Source organism: Pseudomonas sp. GW821-FHT02B10 (assembly GCF_059421865.1).
Map to the genome: position 1 here is coordinate 171,165 of NZ_JBWKVU010000003.1, position 18,795 is coordinate 189,959.

The 18,795-nt window shown below is 61.7% G+C and carries 14 protein-coding genes, 2 tRNA genes and 1 pseudogene; 4 read left to right on the forward strand and 13 right to left on the reverse strand.

The features are described 5' to 3' along the window. Window positions 1–141 precede the first annotated feature (141 nt). The 9 genes from AC07VU_RS08230 to rnr all read right to left on the reverse strand — a co-directional run bounded on the left by AC07VU_RS08230 (window position 142) and on the right by rnr (window position 10,587). Window positions 142–660, reverse strand: coding sequence for a hypothetical protein (locus AC07VU_RS08230; RefSeq protein WP_495029718.1), 519 nt, complete (start codon window positions 658–660; stop codon window positions 142–144). A gap of 126 nt (window positions 661–786) precedes the next feature. Then, entirely contained in the window at window positions 787–3,087 is a 2,301-nt protein-coding gene (locus AC07VU_RS08235) for a YgiQ family radical SAM protein (protein ID WP_007921487.1), read from the reverse strand. Between the two features lie 225 nt (window positions 3,088–3,312). Further along, a complete protein-coding gene (dnaB, locus tag AC07VU_RS08240) occupies window positions 3,313–4,710 on the reverse strand; it encodes a replicative DNA helicase (protein ID WP_007921486.1) in 1,398 nt (465 codons plus the stop codon). A gap of 134 nt (window positions 4,711–4,844) precedes the next feature. Then, window positions 4,845–5,291, reverse strand: a complete 447-nt coding sequence (gene rplI / locus AC07VU_RS08245; protein ID WP_007921484.1) for a 50S ribosomal protein L9 — start codon at window positions 5,289–5,291, stop codon at window positions 4,845–4,847. A 21-nt stretch (window positions 5,292–5,312) separates the two neighbouring features. Further along, entirely contained in the window at window positions 5,313–6,212 is a 900-nt protein-coding gene (locus tag AC07VU_RS08250; RefSeq protein ID WP_009041913.1) for a hypothetical protein, read from the reverse strand. Window positions 6,213–6,248: 36 nt separating this feature from the next. Next, window positions 6,249–6,479: a 30S ribosomal protein S18 gene (gene rpsR / locus AC07VU_RS08255; RefSeq protein WP_002551829.1), complete on the reverse strand. Its 231-nt coding sequence runs from the start codon at window positions 6,477–6,479 to the stop codon at window positions 6,249–6,251. 28 nt (window positions 6,480–6,507) lie between these two features. After that, window positions 6,508–6,933, reverse strand: coding sequence for a 30S ribosomal protein S6 (gene rpsF / locus AC07VU_RS08260; RefSeq protein ID WP_007921481.1), 426 nt, complete (start codon window positions 6,931–6,933; stop codon window positions 6,508–6,510). A gap of 283 nt (window positions 6,934–7,216) precedes the next feature. Beyond that, window positions 7,217–7,984, reverse strand: a complete 768-nt coding sequence (rlmB, locus tag AC07VU_RS08265; protein WP_023970226.1) for a 23S rRNA (guanosine(2251)-2'-O)-methyltransferase RlmB — start codon at window positions 7,982–7,984, stop codon at window positions 7,217–7,219. Further along, complete coding sequence (gene rnr / locus AC07VU_RS08270; RefSeq protein WP_457275517.1) at window positions 7,981–10,587, reverse strand: ribonuclease R; 2,607 nt, start codon at window positions 10,585–10,587, stop codon at window positions 7,981–7,983. The genes rlmB and rnr overlap by 4 nt, the downstream gene beginning before the upstream one ends. Before the next feature lie 224 nt (window positions 10,588–10,811). Here rnr and AC07VU_RS08275 point away from each other — a divergent pair. The 4 genes from AC07VU_RS08275 to AC07VU_RS08290 all read left to right on the forward strand — a co-directional run bounded on the left by AC07VU_RS08275 (window position 10,812) and on the right by AC07VU_RS08290 (window position 13,949). Beyond that, a tRNA-Leu gene (locus AC07VU_RS08275) sits at window positions 10,812–10,900 on the forward strand. A 170-nt stretch (window positions 10,901–11,070) separates the two neighbouring features. Beyond that, a tRNA-Leu gene (locus tag AC07VU_RS08280) sits at window positions 11,071–11,157 on the forward strand. Window positions 11,158–11,358: 201 nt separating this feature from the next. Next, on the forward strand, window positions 11,359–12,384 hold the full coding sequence (locus AC07VU_RS08285) for an extracellular solute-binding protein (RefSeq protein ID WP_457275516.1): 1,026 nt from the start codon (window positions 11,359–11,361) through the stop codon (window positions 12,382–12,384). Beyond that, entirely contained in the window at window positions 12,384–13,949 is a 1,566-nt protein-coding gene (locus AC07VU_RS08290; protein WP_495029719.1) for an ABC transporter permease, read from the forward strand. The genes AC07VU_RS08285 and AC07VU_RS08290 overlap by 1 nt, the downstream gene beginning before the upstream one ends. A gap of 63 nt (window positions 13,950–14,012) precedes the next feature. On the opposite strand, the gene AC07VU_RS08295 is transcribed toward AC07VU_RS08290, so the two are convergent. The 4 genes and pseudogenes from AC07VU_RS08295 to AC07VU_RS08310 all read right to left on the reverse strand — a co-directional run bounded on the left by AC07VU_RS08295 (window position 14,013) and on the right by AC07VU_RS08310 (window position 18,620). Next, on the reverse strand, window positions 14,013–14,897 hold the full coding sequence (locus AC07VU_RS08295; protein WP_495029829.1) for a methyl-accepting chemotaxis protein: 885 nt from the start codon (window positions 14,895–14,897) through the stop codon (window positions 14,013–14,015). A gap of 21 nt (window positions 14,898–14,918) precedes the next feature. Continuing rightward, a pseudogene (locus AC07VU_RS08300) lies at window positions 14,919–15,611 on the reverse strand (methyl-accepting chemotaxis protein); the annotation flags it as partial. Between the two features lie 474 nt (window positions 15,612–16,085). Further along, window positions 16,086–17,378, reverse strand: a complete 1,293-nt coding sequence (locus AC07VU_RS08305) for an adenylosuccinate synthase (RefSeq protein ID WP_009041907.1) — start codon at window positions 17,376–17,378, stop codon at window positions 16,086–16,088. Window positions 17,379–17,432: 54 nt separating this feature from the next. After that, complete coding sequence (locus AC07VU_RS08310) at window positions 17,433–18,620, reverse strand: ATP phosphoribosyltransferase regulatory subunit (RefSeq protein ID WP_009046692.1); 1,188 nt, start codon at window positions 18,618–18,620, stop codon at window positions 17,433–17,435. Window positions 18,621–18,795: the final 175 nt, after the last annotated feature.

Below are 18,795 nucleotides of genomic sequence, written 5' to 3' on the forward strand. Positions count from 1 at the left end.
AAGCGCGCAAGACTTATGCCAGAGCACCAGTCCCGGGGCTTTCCCCAACGGCTGTGGGCAGTACAGCACCAAAAGCGAGCGGTGCGTGCTTCGGCGTGCGCAGGGTTGCACATAAATGTGGCGACAGGATGTAACCGGTGGTCAGCGCACCCGCTTCAGGCCGGCTTCCAGTCGTTGCAGGCGCCGACGTTTGCGCGCCGCCACTTGCAGCACCTTGAGCCCGCGCTGGTAGCGCCGGGTGCTCATCAGGTACAGCCCGGCCAGGGGAATGCACAGGACAAAGGCCGGGAACAGTCGCAGACGGAAGTCCAGCAGGACCAGCAGCGCGCATGCGAGGCAGAACACCAGCGCGCCGAACAAGGCCCAGGCACCACGCGGGTAGCCGCGGATCACCAGCATAAAACACAGGCTCATCAGCAGGCCTGCTCCCAGCATGGCCATCGCGGCGTAGTTGGCGACCTGGAAGTCACGGGGGAAATACAGATGGGGCACCTGCGCGGCGGTCAGCGAGATGCTGAAGACCGTCGTCATCATCACCGCGATGTGAATCACCCCGAAACGCCGCACATAGGGCTGCCAGGCGAGCCATTCGGCGGTCTTGAGGCGTAGCAGCCGGTCTTCGACCTGCCGTTGTTGCGGGGTTTTCCGGCGACGTAACACGCGGCGCTTCCTTGAGTTGATGCCAATCCTGGGGGCGCACCTTAACAAACCCGAACGCCGAAATGCACAACGCCAACCCTGGGGTTGGCGTTATGTCTGTGGCGTTGGGTCCGTACAGCAGTGGCCTTAGCGGGGCACGACCGGTTTGCGGGCCGGCTTCTTGCCTTTGCCCTTGGCCGCATCCGTGCGTTCCTTGGCGGCCTGCTTGTTGCGGGCCATCGCGGCGGCCTTGGCCTGTTCGCGCTTGTCCCACGGGTTGCTACCGTCGCTGCCGCGTGGAGGCAGGCCGGTGTGCTGGGTGAGGATCTTGGTGGTTTCCTTGGCCACTTTGTGGCTGCCAGCCGGCGTCGAGTTCTTGCGACGGGCGCTCTGGTAGCTGTCGGTCGACGGCTGATGCAAAGGAATCAACTGGTTCTTGCCCGGCCCGATCAGGTCGGCACGGCCCATGCGGGTCAGTGCTTCACGCAGCATCGGCCAGCCTTTCGGGTCGTGGTAACGCAGGAACGCCTTGTGCAGGCGACGCTGCTCCTCGCTCTTGACGATGGTCACCCCGTCACTCTTGTAGGTGACCTTGCGCAGCGGGTTCTTGCCCGAGTGGTACATCGCGGTGGCGGTGGCCATCGGCGACGGGTAGAACGCCTGCACCTGGTCGGCGCGGAAACCGTTGCCCTTGAGCCACAGGGCCAGGTTCATCATGTCTTCGTCGGTGGTGCCCGGGTGCGCGGCGATGAAGTACGGAATCAGGTACTGCTCCTTGCCCGCTTCCTTGGAGTACTTCTCGAACATCCGCTTGAACCGGTCGTAGCTACCGATGCCCGGCTTCATCATCTGGTTGAGCGGACCTTCCTCGGTGTGTTCCGGGGCGATCTTCAGGTAGCCACCGACGTGGTGGGTCACCAGTTCCTTGACGTACTCCGGCGACTCGACCGCGAGGTCGTAGCGCAGGCCGGAAGCGATCAGGATCTTCTTCACCCCCGGCAAGGCGCGGGCGCTACGATACAGCTGGATCAGCGACGAGTGGTCGGTGTTCAGGTTCGGGCAGATGCCAGGGAACACGCAGGACGGCTTGCGGCACGCGGATTCGATTTCCGGGCTCTTGCAGGCGATGCGGTACATGTTCGCGGTCGGGCCGCCGAGGTCGGAGATGACCCCGGTAAAACCTGGAACCTTGTCGCGAATCTCTTCGATCTCGCGAATGATCGACTCTTCGGAACGGTTCTGGATGATCCGCCCTTCGTGCTCGGTGATCGAGCAGAAGGTGCAGCCACCGAAGCAGCCACGCATGATGTTCACCGAGAAACGGATCATGTCGTAGGCCGGGATCTTCTCCTTGCCGTACGCCGGGTGCGGGATGCGCTGATACGGCATACCGAACACGTAGTCCATCTCTTCGGTGGTCATCGGGATGGGCGGCGGGTTGAACCAGACATCGATCTCGCCATGTTTCTGCACCAGCGCACGGGCGTTGCCCGGGTTGGTTTCCAGGTGCAGTACGCGGTTGGCGTGGGCGTAGAGCACCGGATCGTTACGCACCTTTTCCATGGACGGCAGGCGGATCACGGTCTTGTCCCGGGTCATCTTCGGGCTGGCCAGAATCTGCACGACCTTGGCTTCCTGGGGATCTTCGACCGGGCCTTTTTCCTGCTCGATGGCACAGGCCTGGGTGTCTTGGGTGTTGACGTACGGGTTGATGATCTTGTCGATCTTGCCCGGCCGGTCGATACGCGTGGAGTCGACTTCGTACCAGCCCTGCGGCGTGTCACGACGAATGAAAGCGGTGCCGCGCACGTCGGTGATGTCCTCGATCTTGTGCCCGTAGGACAGGCGCTGGGCGACTTCGACAATCGCCCGCTCGGCGTTGCCGTAGAGCAGGATGTCGGCGCTGGCGTCGATCAGGATCGAGTTGCGCACCCGGTCCTGCCAGTAATCGTAGTGGGCGATACGGCGCAGGGAGGCTTCGATGCCGCCCAGGACGATCGGCACGTGCTTGTAGGCTTCCTTGCAGCGCTGGCTGTAGACCAGGCTGGCGCGGTCCGGACGCTTGCCCGCCAGGCCACCCGGGGTGTAGGCGTCGTCGGAACGGATTTTCTTGTCCGCGGTGTAGCGGTTGATCATCGAGTCCATGTTGCCGGCTGCGACGCCGAAGAACAGGTTCGGCTCGCCGAGCTTCATGAAGTCGTCTTTGGACTGCCAGTTCGGCTGGGCGATGATCCCGACGCGGAAGCCCTGAGACTCCAGCAGCCGGCCGATGATCGCCATGCCGAACGACGGGTGATCGACGTAGGCATCACCGGTGACGATGATGATGTCGCAGGAATCCCAGCCGAGCTGATCCATTTCCGCCCTGCTCATCGGCAGGAACGGCGCCGGTCCGAAACATTCGGCCCAGTACTTGGGATAGTCAAATAACGGCTTGGCTGCTTGCATGTCGATGACCGGTATAGGTGTAGATGAGGGCGCGTTTATTTACAGAGAAATTCGCGGGCGCGGAATATAGCACAAAAAATAACCAATTCCGACGACTATGGTCGGAAATCGGTGGCCTGTGGCCGCTGTCGCAGACTGTGATCGGCTGCGCGGCAGACGCAACGCTCACCCATCGAACGAAGGCCTGCGGCCCTTGTCGCAGCCTGTGGCAGCGGCTACGGCTGTTTATTCGTCGTCGTCGAAGTTGTAGCTGCCCGGCGCGAGGTTCTCGAAGCGGGTGTACTTGCCGATGAACGCCAAGCGGATAAAGCCGATGGGGCCGTTCCGCTGCTTGCCGATGATGATCTCGGCAATGCCCTTGTGCTCGGTCTCGGGGTGATACACCTCGTCCCGGTACACGAACATGATGACGTCGGCGTCCTGCTCGATCGCTCCGGATTCCCGCAAGTCGGAGTTCACCGGGCGCTTGTTCGGGCGCTGTTCGAGGGAGCGGTTGAGCTGGGACAGGGCCACTACCGGGCAGTTGAATTCCTTGGCCAGGGCCTTGAGGGAACGGGAGATCTCGGAAATCTCGTTGGTCCGGTTGTCGCCGCTGGAACCCGGGATCTGCATCAGCTGCAGGTAGTCGATCATGATCAGGGCGATGTCGCCGTGCTCACGCACCAGGCGGCGGGTCCGCGCGCGCATTTCCGAAGGGCTGATACCGGCGGTGTCGTCGATGAACAGCTTGCGGTCGTTGAGCAGGTTGACCGCCGAGGTCAGGCGCGGCCAGTCGTCGTCTTCCAGCTGGCCGGAACGCACCTTGGTCTGGTCGATACGGCCGAGGGACGACAGCATACGCATGATCAGCGATTCGCCTGGCATCTCGAGGGAGTACACCAGCACCGCCTTGTCGCTGCGCAGTACGGCGTTTTCCACCAGGTTCATGGCAAAGGTGGTCTTACCCATGGACGGACGACCGGCGACGATGATCAGGTCGGCGGGCTGCAGGCCGCTGGTCTTCTCGTCGAGGTCGGTGTAGCCGGTGGACAGGCCGGTGATGGCGTTGTCGGTGTTGAACAGGGTGTCGATGCGGTCGATGGCCTTGGTCAGCAACTCGTTGACGCCCACCGGACCGCCGGTCTTCGGACGCGCTTCGGCGATCTGGAAGATCTGCCGTTCGGCTTCGTCGAGAATCTCTTCGGCGGTGCGGCCTTCGGGGTTGAAGGCGCTGTCGGCAATCTCGGTACTGATGCCGATCAACTGGCGCAGGGTGGCGCGCTGGCGAACGATTTGCGCATAGGCCTTGATGTTGGCCACCGACGGCGTGTTCTTCGCCAGTTCGCCCAGGTAACCCAGGCCACCGACCTGGGACGTCTGGCCTTCCTTGTCCAACTGCTCGGACAGGGTCACGACGTCGATCGGCATGTTCTGATCGGCCAGCTTGGCGATCGCACGGAAGATCAGGCGGTGGTCATGTCGATAGAAATCGCCGTCGGAGACTTGATCGAGCACCCGCTCCCAGGCGTTGTTGTCCAGCATCAGACCACCGAGCACGGCCTGTTCGGCCTCGATGGAATGTGGCGGCACCTTCAGGGCAGCGGTTTGCAGATCGTATTGCTCGGGAGCGGAGATATCGTTCATGGCCACTTGGTTTTTTAGGAAAAGCAGGGGTTTGAAAAACTGAGGGTACAGAAAGACAAAGGGCACGACCTGTAAACAGGATCGTGCCCGATGTTACCGGCTAGCTCCCGAGGGTGCCAGCCGACAAGTACTGCTTAAGCTGCTACCACGACAACGCGTACGGTGGCTTCAACTTCAGCGTGCAGGTGCACGGCTACGTCGAATTCACCTACGTTGCGGATGGTGCCGTTCGGCAGACGAACTTCGCTTTTTGCAACTTCAACGCCGGAGGCGGTCAGTGCATCAGCGATGTCGTGGGTGCCGATCGAACCGAACAGCTTGCCTTCGTCACCAGCGGTGGCAGTGATAGTCACTTCCAGCTCAGCCAGTTGGGCAGCGCGAGTTTCGGCAGAAGCCTTTTTCTCTGCAGCCAGTTTTTCCAGCTCGGCACGACGCGCTTCGAACGCAGCCAGGTTGGCAGCGGTAGCAGCGGTGGCTTTGCCGAAAGGCAGCAGGTAGTTACGGCCGTAACCAGCCTTAACGTTTACCTTATCGCCCAGGTTGCCCAGGTTGGCGATTTTTTCCAGCAGGATCAGTTCCATTTGGTAATAACCTCTTAACTTTTAACCTTCACCGTTCGCAGGACCGTTATCGGCGTCTTTCGGCGCCGAACGACCGCGAAAATCAATCAGGCTGTCGACTATGGCCAACACCACAAGCAACGGATAGATCAGCTGCATAAACAGCAACAGCGTTACGTACAACCCCACCAGCCAGAACCTGGCCAGTCGCCCTTGCGCCACCAGCCCGTGAATCAGGGCCAGCCCGGCGAACACCAGCGGTACGCTGCACAACGGCGTCAGCATCGCCATCTGTGGACCGAGGTTCGGTCCCAGCAGCATGCAGGCCAGCAGCAACATCGCCAGTCCCAGCGGGAGCTTGATAGCGCGAAACTCGCGCCCAAAACCACCCGGGTTGTACAACAACGCCTGCCAGTAGCGCCCGACAATCAGGCTCAGCACACTGACGACCTGCAACAAAGCCGCAATCAGGCCGGTCAGGACCGGTGCAATCAGTGAGGCGAGACGAGCCCGCTCTTCAACCGACAGCTGCTGGTAGAGATCACCGAGGGCCAACGGCAGGATTTTTACCAACTCCTGCGAGAGCATCTCGATCTGGGGGCGGTAAGCCACACCCAGCACTCCAGCAAACACCAGGCCCAGCGCTATGCTGACCAGCAGCACACGGTTCCAGGATTCGCTTGCGCGCAAAACCAACGCAAGGCCCGAAGACCCGAGCAACACCATGAGTGCGCGTGGATCGTCGGAATACAGCCACCAGAACAATGCCGGCAGCAATCCCAGGGCGAGGACACCAAGGGCGTCGCTCAAACCGCGCCGCAGGAGCACCAGGCTTCCCGCAGCAGCACCCAACCAATACAACAACGGCAATGCCGCACATCCGGCCACTACCAGAGTGGCCTGCATACGGCCGCGCATGATGAACTCAGCTAAGGCGCGCATGCATTCAATCCCTTACTACTTGTCGACTGCCCGGTCTCAGCGGCCGTGGCTGTCGGTGTAGGCCAGCAGGGCCAGGAAGCGGGCGCGCTTGATAGCGGTGGCCAGCTGACGCTGATAACGAGCTTTGGTACCGGTGATACGGCTTGGAACGATTTTGCCGGTCTCGGATACGTAGGCTTTCAGAGTGTTGAGATCTTTGTAATCGATCTCTTTCACGTCTTCAGCGGTGAAGCGGCAGAATTTACGACGACGGAAGAAACGTGCCATGTAATTGGCTCCTCAAAAGGTCCGTGGATTACTCGTCAGCGTTATCGCTGGCGTCGCTGTTATCGCTGTCATCGCCATCGGCGCTGTCAGAATGCTCAGGACGGTCACGACGCTCACGGCGCTCACTGCGGTTCTCTTCAGCCTTGAGCATCTCGGATTGGCCAGTGATGGCTTCTTCGCGACGGATGACCAGGTTACGGATCACAGCATCGTTGTAACGGAAGTTGTCTTCCAGCTCAGCCAGGGCTTTACCGGTGCACTCAACGTTCAGCATCACGTAGTGAGCCTTGTGAACATTGTTGATTGCGTAGGCCAGTTGACGACGGCCCCAGTCTTCCAGACGGTGGATTTTGCCGCCGTCTTCTTCGATCAGCTTGGTGTAACGCTCAACCATGCCGCCGACTTGCTCGCTCTGGTCAGGGTGGACCAGAAAGATGATTTCGTAATGACGCATGAATGCTCCTTACGGGTTGTAGCCTGCCGCTCAAAAGCGGTCAGACAAGGAGTGAATGACACTTGTGTGTCTTGCCTCAGAGATAGGCACATATGCGCCTGCCGCAACGGCAAGGGGCGCAATTGTAGAGAAGGGGGAACAGCGGCGCAAGGCAATTGGTGATTATTTGAACAACTGGTCGCCAGGGCGCGCCAAACCTGCCAAGCAGGCCTGCTCACGACTGCAGCACCTCGGTCGGGCCGCTATCGCGAGCAAGCTCGCGCCTGCATAGGAGGGAGGAAACTCAGGCCTTCTTGGCTGCGCTCTTGGCTTTGGCCGCACGCTGGCGCGTGGCTTCGAACAGGCACACACCGGTAGCTACCGAAACGTTGAGACTGCTGACGCTACCGGCCATCGGCAGGCGCACCAGGAAATCGCAATGCTCGCGGGTGAGGCGACGCATACCCTTGCCTTCGGCACCCATGATCAAGATAGTCGGCCCGGTCAGGTCCTGGTCATACAGTTCCTGCTCGGCTTCGCCAGCCGTGCCGACGACCCACAGGCCGCGCTGCTGGAGCTTTTCCAGGGTGCGCGCGAGGTTGGTCACTGCCACCAGCGGAATCACTTCCGCGGCGCCGCACGCCACTTTACGCACGGTCGGGGTCAGGGTCGCCGATTTGTCTTTCGGCACCAGCACCGCCAGCGCACCGGCCGCATCGGCAGTGCGCAGGCAAGCGCCAAGGTTATGCGGGTCGGTCACGCCGTCCAGCACGAGAAGCAGCGGCGCGCCCTCGGTACGGTCGAGCAACTCATCGAGCATCGCTTCGCCCCAGACCTGGCTTGGACTCACTTCAGCCACGACGCCCTGGTGAACGCCTTCGACCCAGGCGTCCATTTCGCGACGCTCGGCCTGACCGACCGCCACGCGATTCTGCCCGGCCAGGTCCACCAGCACCTGCACGCGCGGATCGCTACGGCCTTCGGCCAGCCAGATCTGCTTGACGCGCTTGGGGTGGTGACGCAGCAATGCTTCTACAGCGTGCACGCCGTAGATCTTTTCCAACTGACTCATGACTTGGCCTTGGGTTTACGCGCCCCGCCGCTTTTCGCCGCAGGACCTGCGCCCGCTTTCGGCGGACCTTTACGATGTTTGCTCGGCTTGCTGGAAGCCGGCTTGCCGGACTTTCCCCCAGACGCCGCTTTACCGCCGCTCTTGGCCTCGGCCAGCAGCGCCTGCTTCATCTCACGACTCTTGCGCACTTCGGCGTTTTTCGCCGCCGCATCGCTGGAGCGGTAGGCCTCGACCGGCTTCTCCTTGGCCGGGCCACGACGGCCGGCCTTGGCTGGAGCGGGCTCGGCAGCCGTCTTGGCTGGAGGCACATCGACAGCGCCACGTTTTTTGCGACCGATCGGCGCGCTGATGGTTTTTTCCGCCATCTCGAAGTCGATCTTGCGCTCGTCCAGATCGACGCGCATGACCCGCACTTCCACGCTGTCACCCAGGCGGAAGCTGCGGCCGGTGCGCTCACCGGCGAGGCGGTGATGCACAGGATCGAAGTGGTAGTAGTCGCCCGGCAGCGCCGTAACATGCACCAGACCTTCGACATAGATATCGGTCAGCTCGACGAACAGGCCAAAACCGGTCACTGCAGTGATCACGCCCGGGAACGCCTCGCCCACGCGGTCTTTCATGTATTCGCACTTGAGCCAGTTCACCACGTCGCGGGTCGCTTCGTCGGCACGCCGCTCGCTCATCGAGCACTGCTCGCCAAGCTGCTCGAGAGTCACCTCGTCGTAGGGATAGATGCGCGCCTTCGGAATGCTCATCGCACCGGCACGACGCACGTGAGGCGTGTTCTGCTTGGAGTGGATGACACTGCGAATCGCCCGGTGCGTCAGCAGGTCCGGGTAACGGCGAATCGGCGAGGTGAAGTGGGTATAGGCTTCGTAGTTCAGGCCGAAGTGGCCCTGATTGTCAGCGCTGTACACCGCCTGGCTCAAGGAGCGCAGCATCACGGTCTGGATCAGATGGAAGTCCGGACGATCCTTGATGCTTTCCAGCAAGGCCTGGTAGTCCTTCGGCGTCGGGCCGTCCTTGCCTTTATGCAGGGACAGGCCGAGCTCGCCGAGGAAGGCGCGCAGTTTTTCCAGGCGCTCTGGCGGCGGGCCGTCGTGAACGCGATAGAGCGCAGGGATTTCGTGCTTCTTGAGGAATTCGGCGGTGGCCACGTTGGCCGCCAGCATGCATTCCTCGATCAGCTTGTGCGCATCGTTACGGGTAGTCGGACGAATTTCGGCGATCTTGCGCTCGGAACCGAAGATGATCCGGGTTTCCTGGGTCTCGAAGTCGATGGCGCCACGGGTATGACGGGCACCGAGCAGAACCTTGTACAGCGCATAAAGCTGCTTGAGGTGCGGCACGACATCGGCGTATTCGCCACGCAGTTGCTTGGCCTCGCTGGTTTTCGGCTGTTCGAGGATAGTGCTGACCTTGTTGTAGGTCAGGCGCGCCTTGGAGTGGATCACCGCTTCGTAGAACTGGTAATCGGTCATCTCGCCGGATTTGGAGATGGTCATCTCGCACACCATGGCCAGACGATCGACTTTCGGGTTCAGCGAGCACAGACCGTTGGACAGCTGTTCCGGCAGCATCGGTACCACGCGCTCGGGGAAGTACACCGAGTTGCCACGCACCTGCGCCTCGTTATCCAGCGCCGAACCGATCTTCACGTAACTGGAAACGTCGGCGATCGCCACGTACAGCTTCCAGCCACCGCCGAACAGGCGCAGCTTGCCGGGCTTGGCTTCGCAGTAAACCGCGTCGTCGAAGTCGCGAGCGTCTTCGCCGTCGATGGTGACGAACGGCAGATCGCGCAGGTCGATGCGCTTCTCTTTGTCCTTATCCTCGACTTCCGGCTTGAGCTTGCCGGCTTCCTTCAGCACCGCCTCGGGCCAGACGTGAGGAATATCGTAGGTGCGCAAGGCAACATCGATTTCCATGCCGGGGGCCATGTAGTTGCCCACGACCTCAACCACGTCGCCTTGCGGCTGGAAGCGCGGAGTCGGCCAGTGGGTGATCTTCACCTCGACGAACTGGCCGATCTTGGCGCCGGCATTGCGACCCGGGGTCACCAGCACTTCCTGCTGGATCTTCGGGTTGTCCGCCACCACAAAACCGATTCCGCCTTCTTCGAAATAACGGCCGACGATGCTCTCGTGGGCACGGGACACTACTTCGACGATCATGCCTTCGCGGCGACCGCGGCGATCCAGACCGGAAACCCGGGCCAGTGCACGGTCGCCATCGAACACCAGGCGCATCTGTGCCGGGCTCATGAACAGGTCGTCGCTGCCGTCATCGGGAACCAGGAAGCCGAAGCCGTCACGGTGACCGCTGATGCGGCCGAGGATCAGGTCGAGCTTGTCCACCGGCGCATATGTGCCGCGGCGGGTGTAGATCAGTTGGGCATCGCGTTCCATGGCGCGCAGGCGGCGGCGCAGGGCTTCGATCTGGTCTTCTGTGGTCAGACCAAACTCTTCGACCAACTGTTCGCGGTTAGCAGGCGAACCCCGATCAGCAAGGTGCTGAAGGATCAGTTCGCGGCTAGGGATAGGGTTTTCATATTTTTCCGCTTCACGAGCGGCCTCGGGATCGAGGGACTGCCAATCGGCCATTAGATAAATTTCACCTTGTCTATATGCGGGTTAGTTTGGCATACGCGTATTGAAACGGGAAATTTCAGGCTAAGACAGGCTCCGAAAAGTCCTTTAGAGGCTTCAGAACCATCCTGCAAAAGCCGTCGGGGAATTTTTTTCAACATTTTCAAGATCAGGGGTTTACAGCTCAAAAGGTGGTCCGTATAGTGCGCGCCATCGACGACGGAGACGTTGCCGATACTGCCCAGATGGTGTGAAATTGGTAGACACGCCAGCTTCAGGTGCTGGTGGCCGCAAGGCCGTGGAAGTTCGAGTCTTCTTCTGGGCACCAATTCAGAGCTGTAGATCGTTTGAATCTTCAGACTCCTCCAAAAACCCGCGAAAGCGGGTTTTTGCATTCTAAGTGTTTGATTTATTGAATCTAAGTCAAAACAGGGCTTTACAGATTCAAAGGCGCTCCGTATAGTTCGCCCCATCAACAGCGGCAACGCTGCTGATACTGCCCAGATGGTGAAATTGGTAGACACGCCAGCTTCAGGTGCTGGTGGCCGCAAGGCCGTGGAAGTTCGAGTCTTCTTCTGGGCACCACATTCAAGTTTCACAGCATAGCTGTGAAGCCTCACAAAAACCCGCGAAAGCGGGTTTTTGCGTTTCTGGCCCACAACAATCATTTCTCCCGCCCAAGCGCCCCTCCTCCAGGACTCTCCAGCCCGTCAAGCCGCACATGAGAAACAATATCGTTTATGATTGTTACAAGTTTTTGCGGCACCACAGTGAGGAACCCTGCGAATGATGTTTAGAAACACCTCCCTTCCAACATCCCTTCTGCGTGGCTTGACCATCACTTTGCTGGGCCTTGCCCTGGCATCTCCATTCACTCAAGCAGCCGATCCGGTTTCCCTGAGGCTGTACAACGGCCAGCACAAGGAAGTCGGCGACGCCATCGCCAAGGCTTTCGAGACCAAGACCGGCATTCACGTCAATGTGCGCAAGGGCAGCAGCAACCAGCTCGCCAGCCAGATCGTGGAAGAAGGCGAGCGCTCCCCCGCCGACGTGATCTACACCGAAGAATCGCCGCCCCTGAACAAACTCGGCGAGCAAGGCCTGCTGGCCAAGACCGATGCTGCGACCCTTGAAGCCCTGCCCAAGGACTACGTCGCCGGTAACGGCACCTGGATCGGCATTACCGCCCGAGTTCGCGTGGTAGCGTTCAACCCGAAGCTGATCGACGAAAAAGACCTGCCTGCATCGGTGATGGAGTTCTCCCAGCCACAATGGCAAGGCAAGGTAGGCTTCGTCCCCACCAGCGGCGCATTCCAGGAACAGGCCGTGGCAATCATCAAGCTGCACGGGATGGACGCCGCCGAAGAATGGCTGACCGGCCTGCGCGCTTTCGGCAAGACCTACAGCAATAATATGGTGGCCTTGAAGGCCGTGGAAAACGGCGAAGTCGCCACCGTGCTGGTGAACAACTACTACTGGTTCGCCCTGCAACGGGAGAAAGGCCAGCTTGACTCGAAGCTGCACTATTTCACCGGCGGCGATGCCGGCGGATTGATCACCGTATCCAGCGCCGCGGTACTCAAGTCCAGCAAACACCCCAAAGAAGCCCAGCAATTCCTCGCTTATATGGCCAGCGAAGAAGGCCAGCGCGTAATCACCCAGACCACCGCAGAATATCCGCTGCGCAAAGGCCTGGAGTCGGATCGAGGCCTAAAGCCGTTCAGTGAACTGCAAGCGCCGAAAGTCACCCCGGCCGACCTCGGCAACGCCGAAGAAGCCCTGGAACTGGAACGCGAAGTCGGCCTGAACTGATGAGCCCATCGCTGCCCGCCCCCGCCTCGCGCACGAACTACATACCGAGGCGCAAGGGGCCATCGATCTGGCTGCTGCTACCGGTCCTGTTGCTGGTCGGGCTCAGCCTGCTGCCATTGCTCTATGTCGGGCTCAAGGCCTGGCAGGCCGGCTGGGCCGAAGCCCTGCACCTGCTGTGGCGACCCTATGTATTCGGCCTGCTGCGCAACACCCTGCTACTGCTCATTGGCGTGACCGTTACCTGCGCTATCGTCGGCCTGTCCCTGGCCTGGCTGCTGGAACGCAGCGACTTGCCGGGGCGACGCCTCTGGGGCGTGATCCTGTGCCTGCCCTTTGCCGTACCGGCTTTCGTCAGCAGCTTCACCTGGGTCTCCCTCAGCGCCAGCTTCGAAGGCCTGGGCGGGGCCATCCTGGTCATGAGCCTGTCCAAGTACCCGCTGGTATTCCTGCCTGTCGCGGCCACCTTGCGCAATCTCGATCCCTCCCTGGAGGAATCGGCCCGCACCCTCGGGCAGAATCGCTGGGGCGTGTTCTTCCGGATCACCCTACCCCTGCTCTGGCCGTCGCTGCTGGCCGGCTCGCTACTGATTGCCCTGCACATGCTGGTGGAGTTCGGTGCACTGTCGATCATTGGCCTGCAAACCTTCACCACCGCGATCTATCAGCAGTTCGAACTGGAGTTCAGCAATGCCAACGCGGCGATGCTTTCCGCCGTGCTGCTAGCGCTGTGCCTGGCCCTGCTGTGGCTGGAATTGCGGGTTCGCGGCAAAGGCCGCCATGTACGAACCGGCCAGGGCGCGGCGCGACATGCCGAGCAAGTGCGCCTCGGCAAATGGGCGATTGGAGGACAACTGTACTGCGCGCTGCTGACCCTGATCGGCAGCGGCATTCCGCTGGGCATGCTGGCGTACTGGCTGGCCGTCGGCTCATCGGCCGCTTTCCCGGCGGCCGCCATCAGCGAAGCCCTGCTCTCCTCCCTGGCGCTATCGTTGGGTGGCGCGGCGCTGTGCCTGGTGCTGGCGGTACCGGTCGGACTGCTGGTGGTGCGCCACAAGGGTCGCCTGGCACTCTGGGCCGAACGCCTGCCTTACCTGCTGCACGCCCTGCCAGGCCTGGTGATCGCCCTGACGCTGGTGTTCTTTGCCCTGCACTACGTACCGGCGCTGTATCAGACCTCAGCCCTGTTGCTGATCGCCTACGCCCTGCTGTTCCTGCCCCTGGCGCAGGCACCGATCCGCACCGCCCTGAACAAGGCGGCGCCGCAACTCGAGGAAGCCGCCCGCACCCTGGGCGCCTCCTCATTCACGGCCTTCTGCCGCGTGACCCTGCCGATCATTTCCCCGGCATTGGGCGCCGCCTTTGCCCTGGTATTCCTCGATGCCATGAAGGAGCTGACGGCCACCCTGCTACTCAGCCCGACCGGACTGAATACACTGGCAACGGAAGTCTGGGCGCACACCGCGAATGTGGAGTTTGCCGCCGCAGCGCCTTATGCGGCGCTGTTGATCCTGGTATCGGGGCTACCGGTCTATCTGCTGACGACACGGATGTATCTGAGCCGCTGAGCCCACTCCTACAGAAAGCCTTCTGTAGGAGCCCCGCCCCGAGCATTCAAGCCTCGTGAACACTCAAGCCCGGAACTGCCCCAGGCTGGCCTTCAATTGGGCTGCCAGGCTATCCAGTACCTTGCCGCTGGCCGAGGTCTCCACCACAGCCTGAGCTGCACGCTCAGCCTGGGCATGAATGGTCTCGACCCGGCCGCGCACCGCTTGCGCGCCCTGAGCCTGATGGGCAGCCGCCTGGGTCGCCAGGCCAATCGCTGCGTGCACCTGCTCCACCGACGACTGCACCGATTGTTGCAGCCGCGCACTGTCGCGCAACACCAGCAACCCTTCGTTGGCCTGCCTTCCAGCCTGGCCGATCGCCGCCACCGCCTCGCGCGCGCCCTGCTGCAGCGCACCGATATGCGCCTGGATATCGCCGGTAGAGCTTTGCGTCTTGCTCGCCAGCGCCCTGACCTCATCGGCTACCACCGCAAAGCCGCGCCCGGTTTCCCCGGCCCGCGCCGCTTCAATGGCCGCATTCAAGGCCAGCAGGTTGGTCTGCTCGGCAATCCCATGAATCACCGTCAACACCACCTCGATCTGTTCGCTCTGCTGCGCCAGGCGTTCGATGACCTTGGCCCCCGTGTCGACCTGCCCCGCCAGTGCCTCGATAAGACCGCCCACCTGGGCCGAGGTCCGAGTGTTTTCGTCGGTCGCCTGACGGATCTCCACCACCTGCTGCAAGGCCGCCTGCATCGCCTGGCTTTCCGCCTGGGCTTCGTCAGCCATCTGCGACAGCGCCCGCAAACTCTCCGCCACCTCGTCACGCTGGGCCTCGGCCGCGGCGTCCGCCCCAGCATTACGCAGGCTCATCGCGCCGATTTCGACGCCAGTACGCTGCGCCACATCGCCGGCCTCACGCACGATCGGCTGCAACTTGTCGACAAAACGATTGACCGCCGAGGCCATGTCGCCGATCTCGTCATTGCTGTTGAGCTGGACCCGCTTGGTCAGATCGCCCTCACCGGCGGCCAGATCGTTTAACGCGGCGATCAGCAGATGCAGCTTGCTGACCACTCGCCGCCCCAGCACCACCGCCAGCAACAGCAAGACCCCGCAGCCGACCAGCGCCAGGCCCATGCCGATGCGCCAGCGCAAGGTGGCCGCCGCGTCCTGCACGGTACCCGCGGTGTTGGCCTGCATATCCGAAGCGGTGGTCTGCGCCGACTGCAGGCGCGCACGCATGGCCGCCGAACTGTCCGCCGAAGCGCCCTTGAGGCTATCGCCAACCAGTTGGTCGCTGCTGGCGATCAAGGCCTCGAAACGCTTGTCCAGCGCCGCCACATCCGCCTCGACCGACGCCGTGGAAACCCCCATCAGCACCTTGCCGATCTCCACGCCGTTAGGACTGATGGAGGCTTCCAGGTAGTAGACCGATGGATCGTTCTTGGCCGCGTCCAGCACTTTGTCCAGGGCACGCTCGCCCTTGCCCTTTTCCAGCAGCGCCTTGTTGATCGGGTTTTCCCGGTTCAGATAGCGGGTCAGGTGCTCGCCATTGGCATCGTCGTACACCACGAACAGCACGTTGGGATTGCGCTGGGCGCGCCGGGCGAACTCGGAGAGGGTCGGAACGTCGCTGTCCCACATGGCGCGCGGGGCCACCGAAGCGAGCAACTGGGCCATATCGTTGGCTGAATCCTTGAGATCCTTCTCCAGCGTCGTGCGCAATTGCGCCTGCTCCTCTTCCAGGCGCGAGGAGAGCCCGGCGGTCAAGCGTTGCCGGGTGCTGCTGGAAAGGCTTTCCAGGCTCGAGGTGACCTCGCGAGCCGCCTGCTCCAGTTCGCCGGACAGCTTCTGGCTATCGACGCCCAGACGAACGGCCAGATCCGCCTCCAGCGCCGTTACCGTGCTCCGGGTCAGGGCAACGGCAACCAGCACCTGCACCAAAAGGGCGATACCAAGAGTAACGAACACAGGCCGCAACAAACGGCTTTGTAACAGTGAGAGAACGGCCGACACAGGAAATCCCTCTGCTTCAACGCCATCAAACTGATGGCACTCTGAAAGAGCAAATCACAGCAAGGGTCGTGCCGCCTGGCAGGCAGAAACGACAAAGGCCCCTGAGGAGGGGCCTTTGTTTTTTACATCAACAGCTTATCAAGCAAACGGGTGACGCAGAACGATGGTCTCGTTGCGGTCCGGGCCTGTCGAAATAATGTCGATCGGCGCACCGACCAGCTCTTCGATACGTTTGATGTAGGCACGGGCAGCGGCCGGCAGCTCTTCCAGGGTCTTGGCCCCCAGGGTCGACTCGCTCCAGCCTGGCATCTGCTCGTATACCGGCTCCAGGCCGATGTAGCTGTCAGCGTCGGTTGGCGCGTCGATGACTGCGCCATCCTGGTTTTTGTAGCCCACGCAGATGTTGATGGTTTCCAGGCCGTCCAGTACGTCCAGCTTGGTCAGGCACAGGCCCGAGATGCTGTTGACGTCGATGGCGCGGCGCAGGATGACGGCATCGAACCAGCCGCAACGGCGGGCACGACCGGTGGTTGCACCGAACTCATGGCCACGCTTGGCCAGGAAAGCGCCCACGTCATCGAACAGTTCGGTCGGGAACGGACCCGAACCTACACGAGTGGTGTAAGCCTTGGTGATACCGAGGATGTAGTCCAGGTACATCGGGCCAACACCCGAACCGGTGGCGATGCCGCCGGCAGTGGTGTTGGAGCTGGTGACGTACGGATAGGTACCGTGGTCGATGTCCAGCAGCGAGCCCTGGGCGCCTTCGAACATGATGTCCTTGCCCGCGCGACGCAGCTGGTGCAGCTCGGCGGTCACGTCCAGCATCATCGGCTTGAGCAGCTCGGCGTATTCCATGCACTCGTCGAGCGTCTTCTGGAAGTCGATGGCCGGCTCTTTGTAGTAATTGACCAGTACGAAGTTGTGGTAGTCCAGCAACTCGCCCAGCTTCGCGGCGAAACGCTCGCGGTGGAACAGGTCGCCGATACGCAGGCCGCGACGAGCGACCTTGTCTTCGTAAGCCGGGCCGATGCCGCGACCGGTGGTACCGATCTTCTGCTCGCCGCGGGCCTTTTCACGCGCCTGATCCAGCGCTACGTGGTAGGACAGGATCAGCGGGCAGGATGGGCTGATACGCAGGCGCTCACGCACCGGTACGCCTTTCTCTTCCAGCTTGACGATTTCACGCAGCAAGGCGTCCGGCGCAACCACCACGCCGTTGCCGATCAGGCACTGGACGCCTTCGCGCAGCACACCCGAAGGGATCAGGTGCAAGACGGTTTTCTCGCCGTCGATCACCAGGGTGTGGCCAGCGTTGTGGCCACCTTGGTAGCGCACTACGGCGGCAGCATGTTCGGTCAGCAGATCAACGATCTTGCCTTTGCCCTCATCACCCCACTGGGTGCCCAGGACTACGACATTCTTACCCATAACACTTGTCCTCATTCGCGCAAACTTGGTGCCGGCAACGGCCGGCGGGAAAACTCAAGAAGCCAGCGGCAATACTTGCCAAAGCCCGTTCTGCTGAATCAATTGCCGGTCGCAGTCCGCTTCACGGGCGGCGGCCAATGGTTGTCCAGGCAAGGCCTGAACCACGCGCTGACCCTCACTGCGCAACTGGCAAACCTGCTGCCAGAGGGCTGCATCCGTACTGTCCGGCATCCAGATACCGCCAGACGGTAGCTCGATCTCAGCACGCCCCAGGGTCACCAGGGTTTTCAAATCGGTAGAGAAGCCGGTTGCCGGACGGGCGCGACCGAAGTCGGCGCCGATGTCGTCGTAACGACCGCCCTGGGCAATGGACTGGCCAACGCCCGGCACGAACACCGCGAATACCACACCGGTGTGGTAGTGGTAGCCACGCAACTCGCCCAGGTCGAAGTACAGCGGCAATTCAGGGAAACGCACGGAAAGACGCTCGGCAATCGCCAACAGGTCATCCAGGGCCGCCAGTACCGGCGCCGGCGCATTGGCCAAGCGCTCGCGGGCTGCAGCCAGCACTTCACGGCCGCCGCACAGGTCGACCAGCGCCCGCAGCATGCCGGACAGGTCAGCCGGCAGGCCTTCGGTCAAGGTAATGACTTCGTCGATGGCCTTGCGTTGCAGGGCATCGAACAGCTGCTGTTCCACTTCGCCGGAGAGACCGGCCGCGCGGGCCAGGCCACGGTAGATACCGACATGCCCCAGATCCATGTGCACATCCGGCACATCGGCCAGTTGCAGCATCGCCAGCATCAGGCTGATGACTTCCACGTCGCTGCTCGGGCTTGCATCGCCATACAACTCGGCACCCAGCTGGATCGGGCTGCGCGAGGACGACAAGGCACGCGGCTGCGCATGCAGCACACTACCGGCGTAACACAGGCGGCTCGGACCTTCGCGACGCAGGGTATGCGCATCGATACGAGCCACCTGCGGCGTAATGTCGGCGCGGAAACCCATCTGCCGACCCGATTGCGGGTCGATGACCTTGAAGGTACGCAGATCGAGGTCCTGGCCCGCGCCAGTCAGCAAGGATTCCAGGTACTCGATATGAGGGGTCACGACGAACTCGTAACCCCAGCTCTGGAACAGATCCAACACCTGGCGACGCGCAACTTCAATGCGCGCCGCCTCAGGTGGCAGTACTTCTTCGATGCCATCTGGCAGCAGCCAGCGGTCTACCGTTGCCATTACGCCATTCCCCTGTGATCCAGGCGGCCAGCCTATGGGCGGGCCTTGAGTGAAGCAGAAAATGATCGGCCCATGTGCAAACCACGCGCATGGGCGACGGGGCGAAAAGCCTGAAACCGGCTTCGCCACTCACTTTCCTCGAAAAAAACTGTCGAGTCGTTCAACTCGCCGTCTT

Excerpts from the sequence above, each read along its gene's own strand:
- AC07VU_RS08250 (WP_009041913.1), bottom strand. The coding sequence starts at position 6,212 with ATGCGCGCCTTAGCTGAGTTCATCATGCGCGGCCGTATGCAGGCCACT.
- AC07VU_RS08290 (WP_495029719.1), top strand. The coding sequence starts at position 12,384 with ATGAGCCCATCGCTGCCCGCCCCCGCCTCGCGCACGAACTACATACCG.
- rpsR (WP_002551829.1), bottom strand. The coding sequence starts at position 6,479 with ATGGCACGTTTCTTCCGTCGTCGTAAATTCTGCCGCTTCACCGCTGAA.
- rpsF (WP_007921481.1), bottom strand. The coding sequence starts at position 6,933 with ATGCGTCATTACGAAATCATCTTTCTGGTCCACCCTGACCAGAGCGAG.
- dnaB (WP_007921486.1), bottom strand. The coding sequence starts at position 4,710 with ATGAACGATATCTCCGCTCCCGAGCAATACGATCTGCAAACCGCTGCC.
- AC07VU_RS08305 (WP_009041907.1), bottom strand. The coding sequence starts at position 17,378 with ATGGGTAAGAATGTCGTAGTCCTGGGCACCCAGTGGGGTGATGAGGGC.
- rplI (WP_007921484.1), bottom strand. The coding sequence starts at position 5,291 with ATGGAACTGATCCTGCTGGAAAAAATCGCCAACCTGGGCAACCTGGGC.
- AC07VU_RS08235 (WP_007921487.1), bottom strand. The coding sequence starts at position 3,087 with ATGCAAGCAGCCAAGCCGTTATTTGACTATCCCAAGTACTGGGCCGAA.
- AC07VU_RS08295 (WP_495029829.1), bottom strand. The coding sequence starts at position 14,897 with ATGGCCTCGGCGGTCAATCGTTTTGTCGACAAGTTGCAGCCGATCGTG.
- rlmB (WP_023970226.1), bottom strand. The coding sequence starts at position 7,984 with ATGAGTCAGTTGGAAAAGATCTACGGCGTGCACGCTGTAGAAGCATTG.
- AC07VU_RS08285 (WP_457275516.1), top strand. The coding sequence starts at position 11,359 with ATGATGTTTAGAAACACCTCCCTTCCAACATCCCTTCTGCGTGGCTTG.
- rnr (WP_457275517.1), bottom strand. The coding sequence starts at position 10,587 with ATGGCCGATTGGCAGTCCCTCGATCCCGAGGCCGCTCGTGAAGCGGAA.
- AC07VU_RS08310 (WP_009046692.1), bottom strand. The coding sequence starts at position 18,620 with ATGGCAACGGTAGACCGCTGGCTGCTGCCAGATGGCATCGAAGAAGTA.